Genomic DNA, 16517 nt, shown 5'->3' with positions numbered 1-16517 from the left:
GCAGACCTAAAGGAAGTAAAAACAAAAAGACGCTACTACAAGAGGCGTCTTTTGTTGGACCAATGCCTAAGAAAAGAGGTCGTGGTCGACCTGCTGGCAGTAGAAACAGGAAGCTTGTTGAGTTTGAGGCTTCATTTGTTGGGCCAATGCCGGCAAAGCGTAAGCCAGGTCGTCCAGCAGGCTCCAAAAACAAGAAAACCACCACTTCCTTGGAGTCATCATTACCCGTTTCTAAAATCTGGCCATGGGCAAAATACTCTCGAAAACATACTAGAGAGTTTCATGCTGCATTTGTAGGACCTATGCCTGCAAAACGGCGTCCAGGAAGGCCACCGGGCAGCAAGACTACAAGGGTATATGTCTAACTCTTGACTAAGAATTATGTACATATTTGCATAGATCTATTAATTAGAGAGCTTTTTATAGTTCAAAACTCTGGGAAAGTTTTATTAAAACAGAATATCCTGAGCTCCAATAACTGGGCTTCAGTACTGATTAAAATCCATAGATGAGAATCTTTATGACATGATTGTCTGTGAGGGGACAGATGTCTGTCGTTCAGATCGGACAGTTGGTCACAAATCCGGTATTTTTCGTAATCTGGGCCTTATTATTTTTGTCTGGATATGTGCGCTCCATGGCCTTTTTACCCAGAATTTTGCTGTATTATTAATATCTAGAATCAGTGTTCACAACCGGCGCCCTGTATCATGTCCAGGCAACGTCAGCCTTATTTGTTTTTTCGGTATAAGCCATAACATGCTCATCAAGTCTGACAATCCAGTATCAGGATCCGTCGACTGTCGAAGCCTGATAGTGATATTTGCACTGGCCCTGCCTGGAGCCGGAGTGAGTGCAGCTGTCCTGACTCCACCGTCACTGCCTGACCTGCTATTCGATCCTATTGCTGCAGCTCATGTTTTTGAGCAGCAGGTGCCTGCCCCTGTTACCCCGATAATTACAGTTGCACCGGACAGCTCATTATCCATGGTTGACCAGCCTGCTGCATCCGCAGCCGGGCCAGCCCATGCTGCCTCTGCACAAAGCTCAATCCTCTCTGATACCGCCCTTGTCCCTGCTCCTCATCAGGTCAGCGACACCAGTGTGGTGCCTGCCAAAGAAAAGTGTAATTCAAATGAGCCTCGCAACAGCCACTGCTCAGACAGTGACCAGACGGCTCTCAATTCCCAGCCACAGCCTTTCAATGACAGCCATAAGTCAGCCTTGAGCAGTAATGAGTTGGGACGGAGCAGCCATCAGCTGACACAGGACAGCCATGAGAAGACCCTGCATTGCCATCAGCTGACACAGGACAGCCATGAGAAGACCCTGCATTGCCATCAGCTGGCACAGAACAGCCATCAGCTGGGCCTGTCGTCTTCTCAGCAGGATCTGTTACAGTCTGAGCAGCGCCGCAAAATGGCTGTTGCTGATTCTTATCATGACCATAAATCCAGAGATAAATCAGCCTGTCATGCCGAAATTGGCCTGAATCAGGGGCGTGATGTTCCTGCAACTGCAGGATCAGATCCCACTGAGCTCACTGGAGCCGGGGTGGACATTACTGGGCAGACAGCAAAGGCAAAAAGCTCTGGTTTGGCTAAAGACTCTGAATCAAATACCCGACTGAATAATCACCATGCATCGCATGAAGATCAGTCAAAGTATCGCAACAGTGATATTGATTCTGGTCAACGCATCTCCGCACCTGCTTTCTACTCCTCCCAGATTAAGAAGAACCAGGGACGGAGCTGGGCTGTCAGTGATGATAATAGTGCAGCCGGAGACCCTGATGTTGCTGCTGCCCATATTACCAACCGATCCTCTTATAAGGGACCCGCCGCCGCTCATGCTGCTGCTGTTCGTGCCGCCCAAAAGGAAAAGCTCCCTTCACTAAATGAGGAGTACGATTACCGTCCAAATCTTTATGGCACTGACCTTCCTGACCATGCCGCCGCTGCTCAAAACCGCAAAATGCGTGAAAGTCAGCACAAGCACAGAAATGCTCAGTCAGTCTCCTCTCATCAGGGAATAAGTGGTGACAGCCATCCTGATCTGCCTTATGACCACTCTCTGGTCTATGCGTCATCAGATGAGATAGACACTGATATCGATCTTCAGGAAATGGCCGACTCGATGCGTCGCAGCAGAGTCCCTGCAGACAGCCAGACTCAGGCAGCTGCTCAGCATAACAATCCGGCAGTGAAAGGCAGTGATGGGGGCAAGAACAGTTCGGCTGTTGCTCCATCTGGCGCAGCCTCCGCCTCTGCTGGAGCAGCCGCAGATGCCGGGGCCTCAGGTGCCAGGCGCGTGGGCGCCGGATCGTTTGCAGGTGCTGCCGGAACTGGAGCTCAGGCCTTCCAGTATGAAAACAATGATGTAGCTCATGATAATGAGCATATTGAGAACCAGCTGCAGTGGACAGATGAGTTTATGGATGCCTACATGTCATCATATGGAGGCGATCAAAGCTATGAAAGCAGTACACGTACTGAAAAGAACTCATCCATGAATCTTGAGGCTGCACAAATCAGCCGTCCAGGTATGTTTGCCGGAACTGTAAGGCTCGGTGATTACATACAGAAAAATAATGACCTCGACAAGCTGCTTGAAGATGAGCAAAAAAGAGAGCCAGAACAGCGTTACTACTCCAGTAATGTCATCAATCATGCTGAGTTCTATAATCAGTTCACCAATCACAGTCATGACAGCCTGCGCTACGGACGTAGACATGATGAAAGCGACTCTCTGGCCTTTTACGACCATGTCTCCGCACATGGCAGCAATAAACCTGCCCCTTCAGGCGAAGAGCTCCCCATTACTTCAACCATAAATGATATGCGCGCCCGTCGTGCGGTAAATGAACTGCATGAAATGATCCGTGGCTCTACCGATATCGCAAGGCTGCAAAAGCATATCAGACAGTTGAATGGGGTGGATGACAGTCATGGCAACTACAGCTCCGGTCTTACCACTGGCAGCAGCGGTACATACTCTCATCCCATGTTCGATGACCCTCGTTATGATGTTCCCCGTTTCATTGCACTGGACAGCAAGAAAAGCACGACCAGTTCACTCCTGACAGTTCAGCCCGGACAGAGTGCGAAGACTGGTCAGTCTGCAAACGCTTACAAACCATCTTCAGAAGCTGCGTCGGCCACTTCTGAATCTACAGACGCAGATGCACATACAGCTGCAGCTGACTCTGGAGCTGCTTCAGGTCAGTCAGATGAATCAGGGGCCGTCAATAGCGTTGAGGAAAGCTATACCCCATTGGAGGGTGATCGTGAGGTACTGGGCGAGATTCCATCAGAAGGTGAGCACTGGTCTGAAGTTCCGGAACTTAAGCGTGCCCGCAGTCGCAGTGAAGACGGAGTTCCGGGTATTGGTGGTCCTACCCTTGAGCAGGTTGCCATGGGCGTGTATCTCATGAAATCTGAAGACAGTGAAAATGCTGATATTGATGATGGAGAGGAGCATAAGCCTGAAGATGAGGTCTGCGCAGCAAAGGTTAAAGCTCCGACTCTGACAAAGCCTGAAGCCAGCTCTGAACCTGAGCACAGTCATAATAAGCTTATGGTCAGAACTCATGCTCGTAATCCAGTGACCTTTACCCGTCTAACCTCATATTCCCTGCGTTTCCGTGAAGATCCTTTCTTAAGCCATGGAGATTTACAGAAAGAGTCATCATCGTGCATCAATGGCAGAGGTTATTCGTGCTATCTGGCAGGACGTCATTATGATGCCCTGGCCAGCATGGAACGCAATAACAAAAAGCGTCTGCAGGCTGCTGAAGATCTGGCTCATGCTCATGACAACTATCCAGGAGCTCCAATACCGGGCGCCGTTTTTGATCACCTGCTGCACTCCATTGTGTTTTTCAGACGTGGCTGTCATCTCAAGCACTCTCTGAGCTGCCGCCTGCTGCTGTCCACTTACGGCCGTTACGGCGGAATTATCGCCATGGGCAAGACCACTATTGCCAACCGCCAGCTGGGCTCACGCTATCTGGAGACAGGATGCAACTTTGAAGAACCACGTTCCTGTGCCAATCTGGCCGCGATGTACATTAACGGATATGCCGGTTTCGAGCCTGATACTCAAAAGGGTATAGAGCTGTATCTGCGCTCATGCCGTATTGCCCGTACCATCACTAACGAGCTGCGTCTTATCGACCCTAATCTTGGTATTGGCTGCCTGGAGCTGGGCCGTATTTATTTAAATGGTGCTGTCTTTCCTGACAACACCACAGTGTCGCCTGACTATGTAAAGGCTCACCGCTACCTGCATCAGGCCTGCTCATTGCGTTCTAACACAGCCTGCAAGCTCATACGCACCAGCTTTGATGATCATGATAACGTGGGCGAATCTGTCTCAGGAAGCCGCCGTCAGAGCCGTACCGGCCCGCAATCACGTTAATGATCAAGCAAGCCAAGGCGCATCGTCCGGGCTGGCCTCCGGCCGCTGCCATGCAGCAGGCCTTGCAGGCCACGAACTAATCACCATTTAGGAGCACAGCCACTCAATACCAGCACAGACCAGAACACGCGACAGGCTTGTAACGTCTTAACCTGCAATTCATAAGGCAACTCTTCAGCCTTTCCCTCCTTTAGTCATAATCTCACACTCACCACTCACCCCTGACCCGTCATTTCCCATCACCGGTCAAAAGCAGATCCCCTGTCAAGTACGCATATACGAACTCAGATCTGGCCATCTATCTGTGAGATCATGAGCATAGACATGCTAATTGCTTTTGCAAGGGGCAGGATCACATAACATAGCGTCTGTTTAGTTTCCCGGCTTCATACATCACCTGGCCTGCAGCTCAGTGAGTTTTAATTCTGCAACCTGCAAGTTATCCAGACATCAGCAGCTGAGCAAAAGTAGCCACGCTGTCTTCAGCACATATTGCTGATCTCAGACCAGGTTAACTGTTTGGCAATTCAGTCAGCGCATGCCTGGGTAAACCCTAATATTACATAACGTTTTATAGAGTAATTACAGTTGATTCGGCCAGCGTCGATCATGATGTGATGCATGATGTGGAGATGATTGGAGCCGTGCATACAAAATGTTTTAAACGGCTTTTATGTAGTTTTGTAAAGCAAAGCTGTATGTTTGATGCAGAGATTCATGTATAAAAGATTATCGTGACATTCGTGACTGTTCTTGATGTCAGTTGGGTAATTAGGCCGTCATAACAATCTTTATGGTTTTATAAAGCATGAAAGTATGTTTGAGGCAATTGGTAACAGTCAGCCATAGCTTATGAGAATCAGCGATAAAATGCGGATGTATGACCTGTAAAATACCATGACAGACATAGATAATGTGTTTTATAGAGTGTCAGTGCTTGTCAAAGGTGGGGCTGTCTGATGCCAGAGCTCAGCATGAAGGGACGAAATGAGCACTAGACCGGAAAATGAATCATACTGCCATTTTTGAGATACTCAGTACTTACACACATGCAGAACTGCACAATGGGTGCAGCATGGCTATATCCGTAGCTTGTTGTGGCGCACACTTGAGGTATAGCAGCTCCAGGAGCAGCTCTGTGGCATGCATGAGCGGAAACAGCTTTTGCAGTGGACAGGTACGTTTTGCGTGGGCCTTACTGCTAACTGCTGTGCAGGAGGTTTACGGTAGGAGGCACTTGGATTTACAGGGTATCATGGCTTGTCAGATTGCTCAGAGGATGATGATTGCCCTGCCTTAGTTGAGTCTGGCGCTGAGCCTGAGGCGGGTAATGAACCCTGAGTTGAGGTGTGGACTGGTCCTTGACCTTGGTCTGGGTCTTGGGCTGTTGCTGAGTCACAGGTTGAAGCTGTGACAGTGTCAGGGCCAGAGCCAGAGCCAGAGCCAGAGCCAGAGCCAGAGCCATGGGCGGTGGCAGGGGATGGGACCGTAGCTGGTTGAACATCAGGGTATACGTATAGCAGCTGTGCCTGACTGTCATCAAGAAAAGCCTGAGGAAAGTAGAAAGTGCCATCAAAGAGAGGCATGTCGACTTTCTGCGGCTCAACTTTGATCTGAACATGATCCTGCAGGGCATAAAGCACCAGATTTGAGCAGTAGATACTGTCAGAGTCCTGACTGAGGCTGAAAGGCTCACCTTCCATGCTTTTAAGATAGGACGTTACGAGCGGCTTTTCTGCCTCATCAAGGCCCGGATAGCGCACTACGGCTATGCGTGAGGCCTCGGAGACAAAGTTGGCAATGGGAATGGTAATCACGCCTTCAAATTTTGACCCTGCATCATCAGCCGTAGTTGCGTGAGTTACCAGGATCTCAGGGGTGACAGCACTGACTATTCCGGCATGAGAATACAGCGAGTCACTGGCAGCGGCAATGACGTAACTGTCGGCCCCAACGCCCATGCGCAGCAAAATGTCACCTACCTCCAGCTCAGGAAGAGGAGCAATGGTCTGCATGCTCAGTTTAACTACAGTTGAAGCCACAACCTCATTGCGCTCAGTCCAAAGCCATGTACCGGCTCCAGCTGCCAGCAACACAGCACTGGCAATAAGACCAGCCCATAGCCTGCGACGGCGAGGTCGGCTGAGCTGAGCTTGATTATCTTGGGAAAACAGGCCCATAGCAGGACTCCTTAAGTCATCAGTAATTTAGCATGCGGATGATACCTTACCACACAAATACCTGGCTGTACCTCAGAGCACCATCCATTGAGCATGTGCATTTTGGTGATCACCTGCCCTCTGCTGGCCCCTGATATACCTGTGAAGTGGCGCCTGGTCACCAGTACCATAGTGTGAATCCGGTACGTAAGCCCAGCTTCAGCCAGCACCCCAAATCATTCGCTCAGCAGTGAAGAGCTGTCAGTGCCGGTTCAGGACTCAATGAGTATTGACATGCGTAGCAAGCTGCAGAAGGGTGTAAGCCACAGGCTCACCGGCGCCGCAGTAGAGTGGTAATCCACAGGCTCACCGGTGCTGCAGGAGAGTGGTAAGTCACAGGCTCATCGGCGCCGCAGTAGAGTGGTAAGCCACAGGCTCACCGGTGCTGCAGGAGGTGGTAAGTCACAGGCTCACTGGTGCTGCAGTACAGCTATGGGCAGGATACGTGGCTGAGCCGCTGGTGGTCGTGATGCATGGAACCTGTACGGCAGGGCAGGCGTGCCTGCTCAGGTTTGCTTTCTCAGGGGATTGCAGATACAGCGAGATTGAGTTCCGGGCATGAAAAAGCCCCGGGCTCAAAGAGCTTACGGGGCTTTTCCAGAGTGATACCGGGGGAAGATTACTTGGCTTCAACAAGCCACTTGTCTTCTACCTTGACCAGGGTGATGTCGCTCACCTCTACAGTTCCGTCCTTATAGGAGGTCTTGATCTTCATGGTAGCCTGGTTATCGACAATCTGGACATCGTTAATGGAGTAGCCGTCAAAACCGCCGTGGCTTTCAGCATTGCTCTTGGCAGTGGCCATGATTACTGCAAACTTGCCCTTGGCAACGATCTTCTCGTTATCAGAGAGGTTGAGGGTGGCCAGTACACGTTCAGTATCATCAGCAATAATGGCATCCATATACTCTTTGGCAGTATCTTCAGGGCTTGGGCCAAAGCAGCCGGTTAAGGTAAAGGCCATCATCAGGCTGGCAATAATCAGGTAAAGCTTCTTAAGCATGAGTGTCTCCACAATTATGGATATAAGACAAAGATAAAGGCCTCTACGGGCATGTCTGTCCTGAGCTGGGCCTGATGCGCTGCTATTCATGAGCTTGTAGAGCGTAAATGCTTACAGAGCCATGATGCGTATTGCAGAGCTTGCACGGACAGAAAGTGACGGTGCAGGTCAAATGGAGGCACGAAAAACTGCAGTGCCCTGGGCTGAGAAAATTCAGGACCTGTCCTGCGCCACTATTGTACGCCAATAAAATGGTTTTTGGACTTTTTCACTTGTAGCTTTGAGATCTGCCCCGACGTAAAGTAATGTCACAGCCCATAAACAGGCCACAAAGTGGCAAATGCCAGGCAACAGCCACGCTTCAGGCAGGCCAGACTTAAGGCCAGACTCAATGGCAAAGGCAGGCAGGAATCAGGCTTGAGCCTAACAGACATGATACATAATCATTTTCACGCAGGACTTCAGAACAGCGCAGGATGGCGAAATCATGGCGGCGCAGGATTACTACAAGCGAGTGCGCAGGATGACGACATCATGGCGGTGCAGGATTACTACAGGCGAGTGCGCAGGTTGCGACATCGGGGGGCCATGATTACGGCTACGTCGCGCATGGTGACTATGCCAGAGACAGCGCATGACGAGCAGCCCAATGGCCAGGGCTGTTATTACCTGCTGGGCAGGTTAGCCATATGTTGAGCTCAGGGAGGGATGTCAGGCCATTGCAAAGAAACGCTGCTTTTTTGAATGGTCCGGAATGAATGGCGCCAAAATGGCATGTTTGAAACAGACAAGGCAGCCAGAGGCTGCCTTGATGCGGTTCATTCTGACGGTAACTGCACTGTCAGAACAGGTATCAGTGCGTCAGCTGAGGTAAGAGTTCTGGTTGAGCACACGTATGCTTTTTGCTCTTCCCTTACTGTGCTTGCTGACCTCAATGATTACTGTGGATCTTCAACTGGTGCTGGTGGCTCCATTGGAGCGGAGTTACGGGTATCAAAGAGGCCACTGGACTTGCGCTTGAGGTTGATAAGCCACTTTCCGTCTACCTTGATAAGACGTAAGTCGTCAGAATTGGTCTCACCATTCTTGAAGGTTGAGATTACGGTTAAAGTGGCTTCATTGTCCTTGATTACAACGTCCTTGATCTCGTACTTGTCAAAACCTTCGTTCTTCTGAATCTTGTCCTGGAAGCTTGCGATGAGCATACCCAGCTTGCCCTTGATATCTTCACGCTTGGACTCATCAGGAATGTTAACTGTGGCAACGACGGCCTCCAGATCTGAGGCAACTACAGCCTCAATGTAGTTTTTGGCTGTCTCTTCAGGGGTGGAACCGCCGCCGCATGCAACAACGGTAACAGCCATGATAAGGCCTGCACAGAGGGTTTTGAATTTAGATAACATGATATGTTCTCCAACTAAACACGAAGAATGAAAAAAGAAAAGGGCAATCCACAGTCCTGCAGCCCTGCTCGAAGCCAGCCGCAGCGAACACGAGTGCAGCAGCTCAGGTACAGTTATGTACTCTTGTACTTAAGTGCATCGATATAAAGCTGGATCTGCTAAGTAGCTCCAGCAAGACAGATGCGATATGTCTGATGCTGATGAATATGCTCGACTGGCCTGTGAGTTTGGTATTCAGGCTCTTGTGGTCAGACATATTGCTGGCAGTGATTTGCAGTACCAGGCTTAACTGTAAGTGGGATTGGAAATCAGATAAACAGTGGACACAAAGCCAGAACACAACAGTGTATGGCGCTCAGGTTAATGGTGATCAGAGGAAGTGACCTTAAGCTGTTTGATAAATCCTCAGGTTCATCAATGAGGAGCTGTGTGTTTGACTGGTCTACGACATGACAGAGAGTCGTTATTATATTCAAAAAAAGCATGTAATGGTCCGAATCTGTTCGGAACCACAGTTATGGCCGCTCAGGCCATCCATTCCGGCTGTGCCGTTCAGGTGATGTCAGTATATTTTGTCTGCCTTAGCTGATACCTGGAAAGAAAAAACTCTTTGAGATGACATGACATGACAGCTGACAGCCAACAGCTCCCGGCAAGGTCAATCAAACAGCCAGGACTTGTGCATGAGCTTCCTTGCCTGTGCCATTCATTTTCAGGGCAGTACTAACTGCAAAAGCAACACCGGCAATATTCGACAAATGATGCTTTTGTGATCGCCTCATGGCCATGCATAAGTCTGCACAACCGTATGCAGTGGGGCAACTGCTGGAACTGTTTCTGTGCACAGGATTACGGCATGCGCCGTTGCCCTTCATTAATGCCTCAGTGGTCTACATGCTTTGATATAGCAAGGCAAACGAAGGGCAGACTGATTTGTAGCAGTGTTTAAAGATCCTCATTGTAAAGTCTGATGTACTGCTGAGCCGTCAGGGAGAACATGGGGACCGCGGTCCGGTTGCTGTGCCGTCAGGAGGAACATGGGGACCGCTGCCCGGTTGCTGTGCAATCAGAGGGAGCATGGGGACCGTTGCGTGGCTGCTGTGTCGTCAGGGGGAACATGGGGACCGCTGCCCGGCTGCTGTACAGGTTGCGAAAACTCAGGGCACGCACCGCTGCCCAAAATGACAGACCCCGGTTATACCGGGGTCAATGCTGTCACGGGCAAGGCACATAACGCAGATGCGACATCAGCTGGTGACTGGATCGGAGCATGTGGGAGCGAGGCTCCGGATAATGATCCGGATAAGGCTGCTATAAGGCTCAGCTAAGCAAAAGTCGTCTGCCTCCCGGGCCGGGCTACATGTTGGTCACGTACCACTTGCCTTCGACCTTGACAAGAGGTACCTGGTGCTCATCAACAGAGCCATCCTTGAACTTGACCTTTACAGTAACCAGAGATTCATTGCCGGCACGCTTTTCATCAACGATTTCGTAGGAGTCCATGCCGCCGCGCTTTGCAATCTCCTTCTGGCCCTCGTCAAGAATGAGCTTGAGCTTGCCATGGACTTCTCTTACCTTCTCAGGAGCTGCATCATTAGTATTAAAGGTGCTCATAACCTTGGCCGGATCATTTCCGTAAATGCCCTCAATGTAGGTGGCACAGACCTGCTGGGTTGGTTCCCCACAGGCAGTAAGAGCCAGGGCAAGAGCTGCGGCAGTCAGGGTGTTACGTATGAATTTCATCATTTTAATAAGCTCCTGATGATAAGGGCCGGGACGTTCAGATAAGGCCCGCATGTTGTGTTGTGCATTATGCCACAGGCCGAACATAAGGGTATACAAAGGCCGTTTTTTCCTGCAGCACGTGATTTGTGCAAGCAGGATCTGAAAGGCAATGGCCGGGTAAAGCCAGGCATGGTGTGCTGTGATACCAGCTGTAGGGGCAGGCTGAGATGCCGTCTGCGTGCAGGCGGGCAATGGTTGCTGTTGCTAACAAAGCAAAAGCCCCCTTTCGGGGGCTTGCAGCGGCGCAGGCTGTTATCAGTGGCCTACGTAAGAGGTAATGCTGTTAAAGCGTGGCTCAGATCGGAATCCTATGCTGGTGTAGAGATTACGCAGAAATTCAGAGTCTGCACGGTAGCATACGCCCAGAACACGCCAGCCGCGCATACGGCCATAGCACTTGCATACCTCGGTCATGGTCGGACACAGGCCACGGTGTTTGGAGTCAGGGATTCGGATGAAATAATCTACGAAGCCAAAATGTCTGCGGTGCTTGGTAACAGCAAACATTTCAATCTTGCCTTCCTCATCACGCATTACCAGCAGCAGCTTGTTGGCAATACGGTACTTGATCATGTTGAGGCTGACATAGTTGTTTTCGTAACTGTCCGGGAACTTGCTGACCAGGTGCTGGTAGATAAACTCAGCCTCATCTGGACGGGCCAGGAAAGACTCATCAAGACCATAGGCATTGAGCAGCTCGTTGGTGATCATGTCAGGAGTCATGTAAATCTCACCCAGAGGCTCTGTACCTGGATCATAGCGAATAGGAATGGACATGCCACTTAAGGCGAAGCTGCGGTCCATAAAGCCGGCCAGCAGGCGGCGGAACATGTCCACCTGATCGGCCCATGTATTGTTGTGCACGATAAAGCAGTCAGCTGGATCGATATATGACTGGATGATCTGAGGCATGTAGATGCTCATGGCAGGACCTGAGCCATTGCCAAATTCAAAGCAGCAACCCTGATCAACCCAGAACTCGGCACTGCGCCCAAGCAGCTGAATTACCTGGTCGAGAGTAAGCTCATAGGTAAAAGGGAAGAGATCGCAGTCATCAAGCATAGGGCGGCGCTTCCAGGTACGGGCAAGGGCACGTCCTCTGTGAGAGCACAGACGCATGAGCAGACTGGCGCGCAGCCAGCCGTTACGGATGATATCGCCTGCGGCATCATAGGCCAGCATTACCGTACAGTCGCCAGTAAGGTCGTCAATACATCCCGGAATCACGGTCTCGTTAATATCCCGGAGATCGTTGATGATGTAAATCAGGTATGACAGGCCGTCGCGATTAAAGTACTCAGGCAGGGTCACCAGCTGATTTGCTGCATCCTTATACATGATCTCAAGACCATTGAAGTCATACAGATCGGGATATGGATTGTTGGTTGGCATGGAGTTGTTCCTTGCGATCGTTGTCAGTCAGGACTGGCGTATTGTACTCACCGCAGCAGCCATAGTGTTTACCTGTCGCGCCTTCTGGCGCGCGCATCAAAATTATCGCCTGATCAGAGTGCACAGCTCATTATTCAGTGAACCTGCTGACTCGGAGGCATCGTATTCAGCTCATTTCTCAGTGGGCTTACTGGCTCGGAGGCATCATATTCAGCTCATTACTCAGTGGCTTCCGGACCAGCAGGCATCATGTTCAGCAAGTCTGGCTTTGGCTTCGGCTTCAGCCTGCACTGGTCAGTCTGTCATTATCAGCACCGCCATATTCAAAGCAGATGGCGCTATTTGCAGGGCCGATTTTCAGAACCTGAGATGATGAGCTTGCAGGTGAACTTAATACTGCAGCTTGCATACGTGCAAATAATAAGTATCGATAAGGCCTGTTAAATGTCAGGGATTAGAATACGGAGGGCCCGTAAAACTGCAGATATGATATCAGTAATCTAGATAGACAGGCCAACCCCTGCACTGCTGCCAGGGCATAAGGCGGTAAAATGCAGCACAGAGTGCACCAAAATGGTGTTCCAAGTCAATATCCAAACTGCATCATCCCAGCATGAAGCCCGAAAACAGCCTGTTTTCATCAGAAATAGACTATTACAGGAAGTTTATCCGCTGTTTGTCACATTTGGTGCATAGCGGCTGTCCTTAAAACACTCTACACAGTAAATTCAGGTCACTTGCCCACCGGGCATTGTCATTGTTTACGTATGCTGGACTTCCAGGGCGCAGTAATTCATCACCAAAGGCAGCTCCTGCCTGACCGTTCTGGTCTTACATATTGGTCCTTAAAATAAGGCAAAAAGCTCTCAGGCGAGAATCTGGCACTGCACTGTAACAGAGCGCAGATAAAAGGCCTGCATTCAAATCTCATGCCCGGAAAAGATAAAGCCCTCTGCGAATTTTACGCAGAGGGCTTTATGCTGTGCCCGTGGCCTTAACCAGGGAGTACAAGCATAAGCTGCACCTGCATGATCGGCACCTGCCTGGGCGGCAGCGTAAGGGCTGTATTATGGAGAGCATAACATTTCACTGCAGTGGCGACAGCAGTAGTCCAGGGGCGTAGGGGCCCAGGTGCCAGGATATGCTCGACCTTGTAGTTGTTAAGCCAAATGGTCGACCTGAGGCACTTTACACGATGGAGGTAAACCGGAAACGCTCTACACAAGGGTGGTGAACCGGAAACGCTCGACACAAGCGAGGTAAACCGTAGTCGCTCGACACTATGGTTGTAAACCTGAAAGGCTCGATGCGAGGGGCCGACCTGAAACGCTCCAAACGAAATTGGTCAACCTTAAACGGCTGATCATATGCGCTGTCAGTGCTTTACGTATGACGTAATGCAGTTGTACTCAGGTGCGTCGTCAAATCCAAGAGAGCGGTAGTAGCTGTCATGGAAAGGAGACATACTGTCGTGACACAGGGCTATTGACTTCCAGCCACGCAGGCGGGCGTAACGCATCAATAAGTCCATCATCTTACTTCCCAGATGAGTGTGCTTTGATTCAGGAACTCTGATGAGATAATCGATAAAGCCAAAGCCCTGACGGCGGTGCTTGTTAATCGTAAACATCTCAATCTTGCCCTCCTCGTCGCGCAGCACCAGAAGGGTTTTCAGATCCATTCGCCCATATACCAGATCGTGACTGAGGTAGTTGTAGATATAGCCATCTGGAAACTTGTTGAATGATTGCTGATATATGAACTCAGCCTCATCCATGGTTGGAAAACAGGTCTCATCAAGACCTGCTGAGGCCAGAAGCTCAGGGGTAACCATTTCAGGGCCAAGATCCAGTGCTCCCTGCGGATATGTTCCTGGCGCATACTCAACCGGAATTGACTTGCCGGTAAGAGAGAACGCACAGTCCATAAAGCCGGCCAGAAGCTCTCTGAACATTTGTGTTTGATCAGGGGTAGTCTTTGTGTGCAGGGCAAAGCAGGTCGCCGGATCAACCGGGGTCTCCAGGGCTTTGGGCAGATAAATGCTCAAGGCAGGACGGGAGTTATCACTTGTGTCGAGGCTAACTCCCTGACTGCGGAAATAATCGGCAGCCGGTCCCATAAAATCAGCAACCTGCTGACTGCTCAGCTCATAGATAAGAGGGTATTCTGTGGTGCCGTCGCCCAGTTTTCTTGTCTGCCAGCCTTTAAGAAGATTATGTCCCTTGACAGAGCATAGATGCATGAGGAGGCTGGTTCGCAGCCACCCGTCAGCTATAATCTTTCCCTGAGAGTCATAGGCCAGCATAACTGTGCACTGAGAGGTCAGATCAGAAATATCCGCTGGAATCAGGCATTCAGTTACATCTTGCAGGTCTTTAACTACGTAAATAAGATAGTTGAGGTGATCCCGGCTCCAGAACTCTGGCAGAGTTACCAGCTGATTGGCCGTATCCCTGTACATAATCTGCAGACCCCTGCAGTCATAAAGATCAGGATATGGATTATTGCTTGGCATGCTGTCTCCATGCTTGGTTGATGGTCTGTTATTTCTTTGAGTGAAAGCCCGTTTCAGGGCGTATACACGTTTCAGGAAATATCCGCTTTTCAGGACAGATCAGGCAGCAGGTGCGACTGTCTGGTACAGAGCGAGCAGATTTTCAGAATCAAGAATATCCACTATGTCTACAATGAAGCCCTTATCGTCAACCTCGGCAATAAGGCTGACCATGGCAACAGAGTCAAAGCGGGGCTCATCATTATAGACAAGGCTGTCCTCAGCCTTTATTCCTGTAAGACGCTCAAAAATTGCGTAGAACTCTTCTTTAGTCATCAAAATTTCTCAACCTGTCATACAGGTACTGCGGTTTTTATTAAAGCTAACCACAAGGATAAACAACTCGGGCATACGTATTGACGTTTTGAAAGCCATGTATCTATTTGCCTGTTAACTTATTATTCCAGAAAGTATAAACTGTTCCGGATTTTTTTGCATTTTAACTTTATGCAGGGACAAAGGTAAAAGAACATGACCCTTGAAGCCACAGACAGTAAGAAGCGCTGGACTAAACAGGATCTTATCGACAATCTTTTGAAAGGCGGGCTCAAAGAAGGAGATACTGCAGTGATATACAGCAGTATCATGGACTTTGGCGTTCCAGAGCTCAACGGAGAGCACATCTGCCATTTCTACCTCGATGCCCTGTTCAGAGTTCTGGGAGAAAATGGCATTCTTGTCATAACCGCCTATACCTACTCCTTTTGTGATGGTAAGGATTTTGATCCCTGGACAACACGCAGTACTGTAAATGTGATTGCCAATTACTGTATTGATAATGGCATTGGTGTGCGCACTGTCGACCCGGTATTTTCCTATCTGCTGGTGACACTCCACGATCTCAGACTGTTTGAGCATTATCAGCGCTCAAAACTCAGTCAAAATTACAAAGGAGCTGCAGTTCAGGCAGGATTGTTTCCTTTTTCCTGTCTTGAAAATGCTCCTTACTCAGGATCTGACAGCTGCGCTGAAAATGATGAATGCTGCTGGCAAGCTCCTCCTGAGGTGTCACAGTACAATCTGGTGCGTACACTGAGCTTTACTAATGACTGTCTGCGCTTTGATGAACCCTCTATAACCTCATTCCTGCTGGCAAGAAAGGCCCGTTATGTCATGCTGGGCTGGTGCTATTACATGACCTTTATACATAATGTGGAGCGTCGTGACGGTAATGCATATCGCTTTCTAAAATCTTTTACAGGAAAGGTTAAAACACGCTTTAACGGCAGCTGGGATATGGATGCCGAAGATTACACCTGCTATTACTATGTGCGTGTTTTCTGCCCTAATACAGTGGCGGACAAGCGTAAGTGCTTCCAGGCTCTGTGCAGGTGGCCTGACTTTGATTCCGGCCCGGAGAGCTGTGTTTACCTGCCTCTGGGAGCATCATGGATGATATGCGCATCTCTTGAGTACATGATTGCCAATATCGAGAAGTGCAATCGTGAAGATCCTTTGTGGTACTGCACTGGACCAGAGCTTTCCGATAAAGAGCTGCTTGCTCTGAAATCAGGAATGGTTGAGGAGTGCGATATGGATATTCGTACATATCTGGTAGCTGATCTCAACGACAGGTGGAAATAAGAAACTCAAAGGGTTTCAAGTACAGCCGGACAGTATTTCAGTCGAAAACTGTTCTGTTCAGATGTGATTGTTCCCTGCTCTGTTTTCTGTATAATTGCCCGAAAATAAGCCGTTTTGGTTAGCATTTATATATTTATAATCACAAACGCCATTGCTGC

At 49.6% G+C, this 16517-nt stretch carries 11 protein-coding genes; 3 read left to right on the top strand and 8 right to left on the bottom strand.

Annotated features, from left to right (window positions below; genetic code table 11):
- Together MXE39_RS05835 and MXE39_RS05830 are read left to right on the top strand one after the other, a co-directional pair.
- On the top strand, positions 1-365 hold a 365-nt coding region (locus MXE39_RS05835), incomplete at its 5' end, for a hypothetical protein (protein WP_247073849.1).
- Positions 366-759: 394 nt separating this feature from the next.
- A complete protein-coding gene (locus MXE39_RS05830; protein ID WP_247073847.1) occupies positions 760-4419 on the top strand; it encodes a hypothetical protein in 3660 nt (1219 codons plus the stop codon).
- 1253 nt (positions 4420-5672) lie between these two features.
- On the opposite strand, the gene MXE39_RS05825 is transcribed toward MXE39_RS05830, so the two are convergent.
- From MXE39_RS05825 to MXE39_RS05795, 8 genes are all read right to left on the bottom strand, one after another.
- Complete coding sequence (locus tag MXE39_RS05825; RefSeq protein ID WP_246977748.1) at positions 5673-6599, bottom strand: YiiX/YebB-like N1pC/P60 family cysteine hydrolase; 927 nt, start codon at positions 6597-6599, stop codon at positions 5673-5675.
- A gap of 658 nt (positions 6600-7257) precedes the next feature.
- Complete coding sequence (locus MXE39_RS05820; protein ID WP_246977747.1) at positions 7258-7641, bottom strand: DUF4878 domain-containing protein; 384 nt, start codon at positions 7639-7641, stop codon at positions 7258-7260.
- 938 nt (positions 7642-8579) lie between these two features.
- Positions 8580-9005, bottom strand: a complete 426-nt coding sequence (locus tag MXE39_RS05815; protein WP_247073845.1) for a DUF4878 domain-containing protein — start codon at positions 9003-9005, stop codon at positions 8580-8582.
- 1395 nt (positions 9006-10400) lie between these two features.
- Positions 10401-10790, bottom strand: coding sequence for a DUF4878 domain-containing protein (locus MXE39_RS05810; RefSeq protein ID WP_246977745.1), 390 nt, complete (start codon positions 10788-10790; stop codon positions 10401-10403).
- A 294-nt stretch (positions 10791-11084) separates the two neighbouring features.
- Entirely contained in the window at positions 11085-12221 is a 1137-nt protein-coding gene (locus MXE39_RS05805; RefSeq protein WP_246977744.1) for a hypothetical protein, read from the bottom strand.
- Between the two features lie 280 nt (positions 12222-12501).
- On the bottom strand, positions 12502-12630 hold the full coding sequence (locus MXE39_RS12945; protein ID WP_281503483.1) for a hypothetical protein: 129 nt from the start codon (positions 12628-12630) through the stop codon (positions 12502-12504).
- A gap of 966 nt (positions 12631-13596) precedes the next feature.
- On the bottom strand, positions 13597-14736 hold the full coding sequence (locus tag MXE39_RS05800) for a hypothetical protein (RefSeq protein WP_246977743.1): 1140 nt from the start codon (positions 14734-14736) through the stop codon (positions 13597-13599).
- A gap of 99 nt (positions 14737-14835) precedes the next feature.
- Positions 14836-15051 (bottom strand): hypothetical protein, encoded by a 216-nt coding sequence (locus MXE39_RS05795; protein ID WP_246977742.1) that lies wholly within the window; start codon positions 15049-15051, stop codon positions 14836-14838.
- Positions 15052-15246: 195 nt separating this feature from the next.
- On the opposite strand from MXE39_RS05795, the gene MXE39_RS05790 reads away from it, so the two are divergent.
- A complete protein-coding gene (locus tag MXE39_RS05790; RefSeq protein WP_246977741.1) occupies positions 15247-16359 on the top strand; it encodes a hypothetical protein in 1113 nt (370 codons plus the stop codon).
- Positions 16360-16517: the final 158 nt, after the last annotated feature.

Source organism: Anaerobiospirillum sp. NML120511 (assembly GCF_023050955.1).
GTDB lineage: Bacteria > Pseudomonadota > Gammaproteobacteria > Enterobacterales > Succinivibrionaceae > Anaerobiospirillum.
This window is presented reverse-complemented; position numbering and strand designations above follow the sequence as displayed.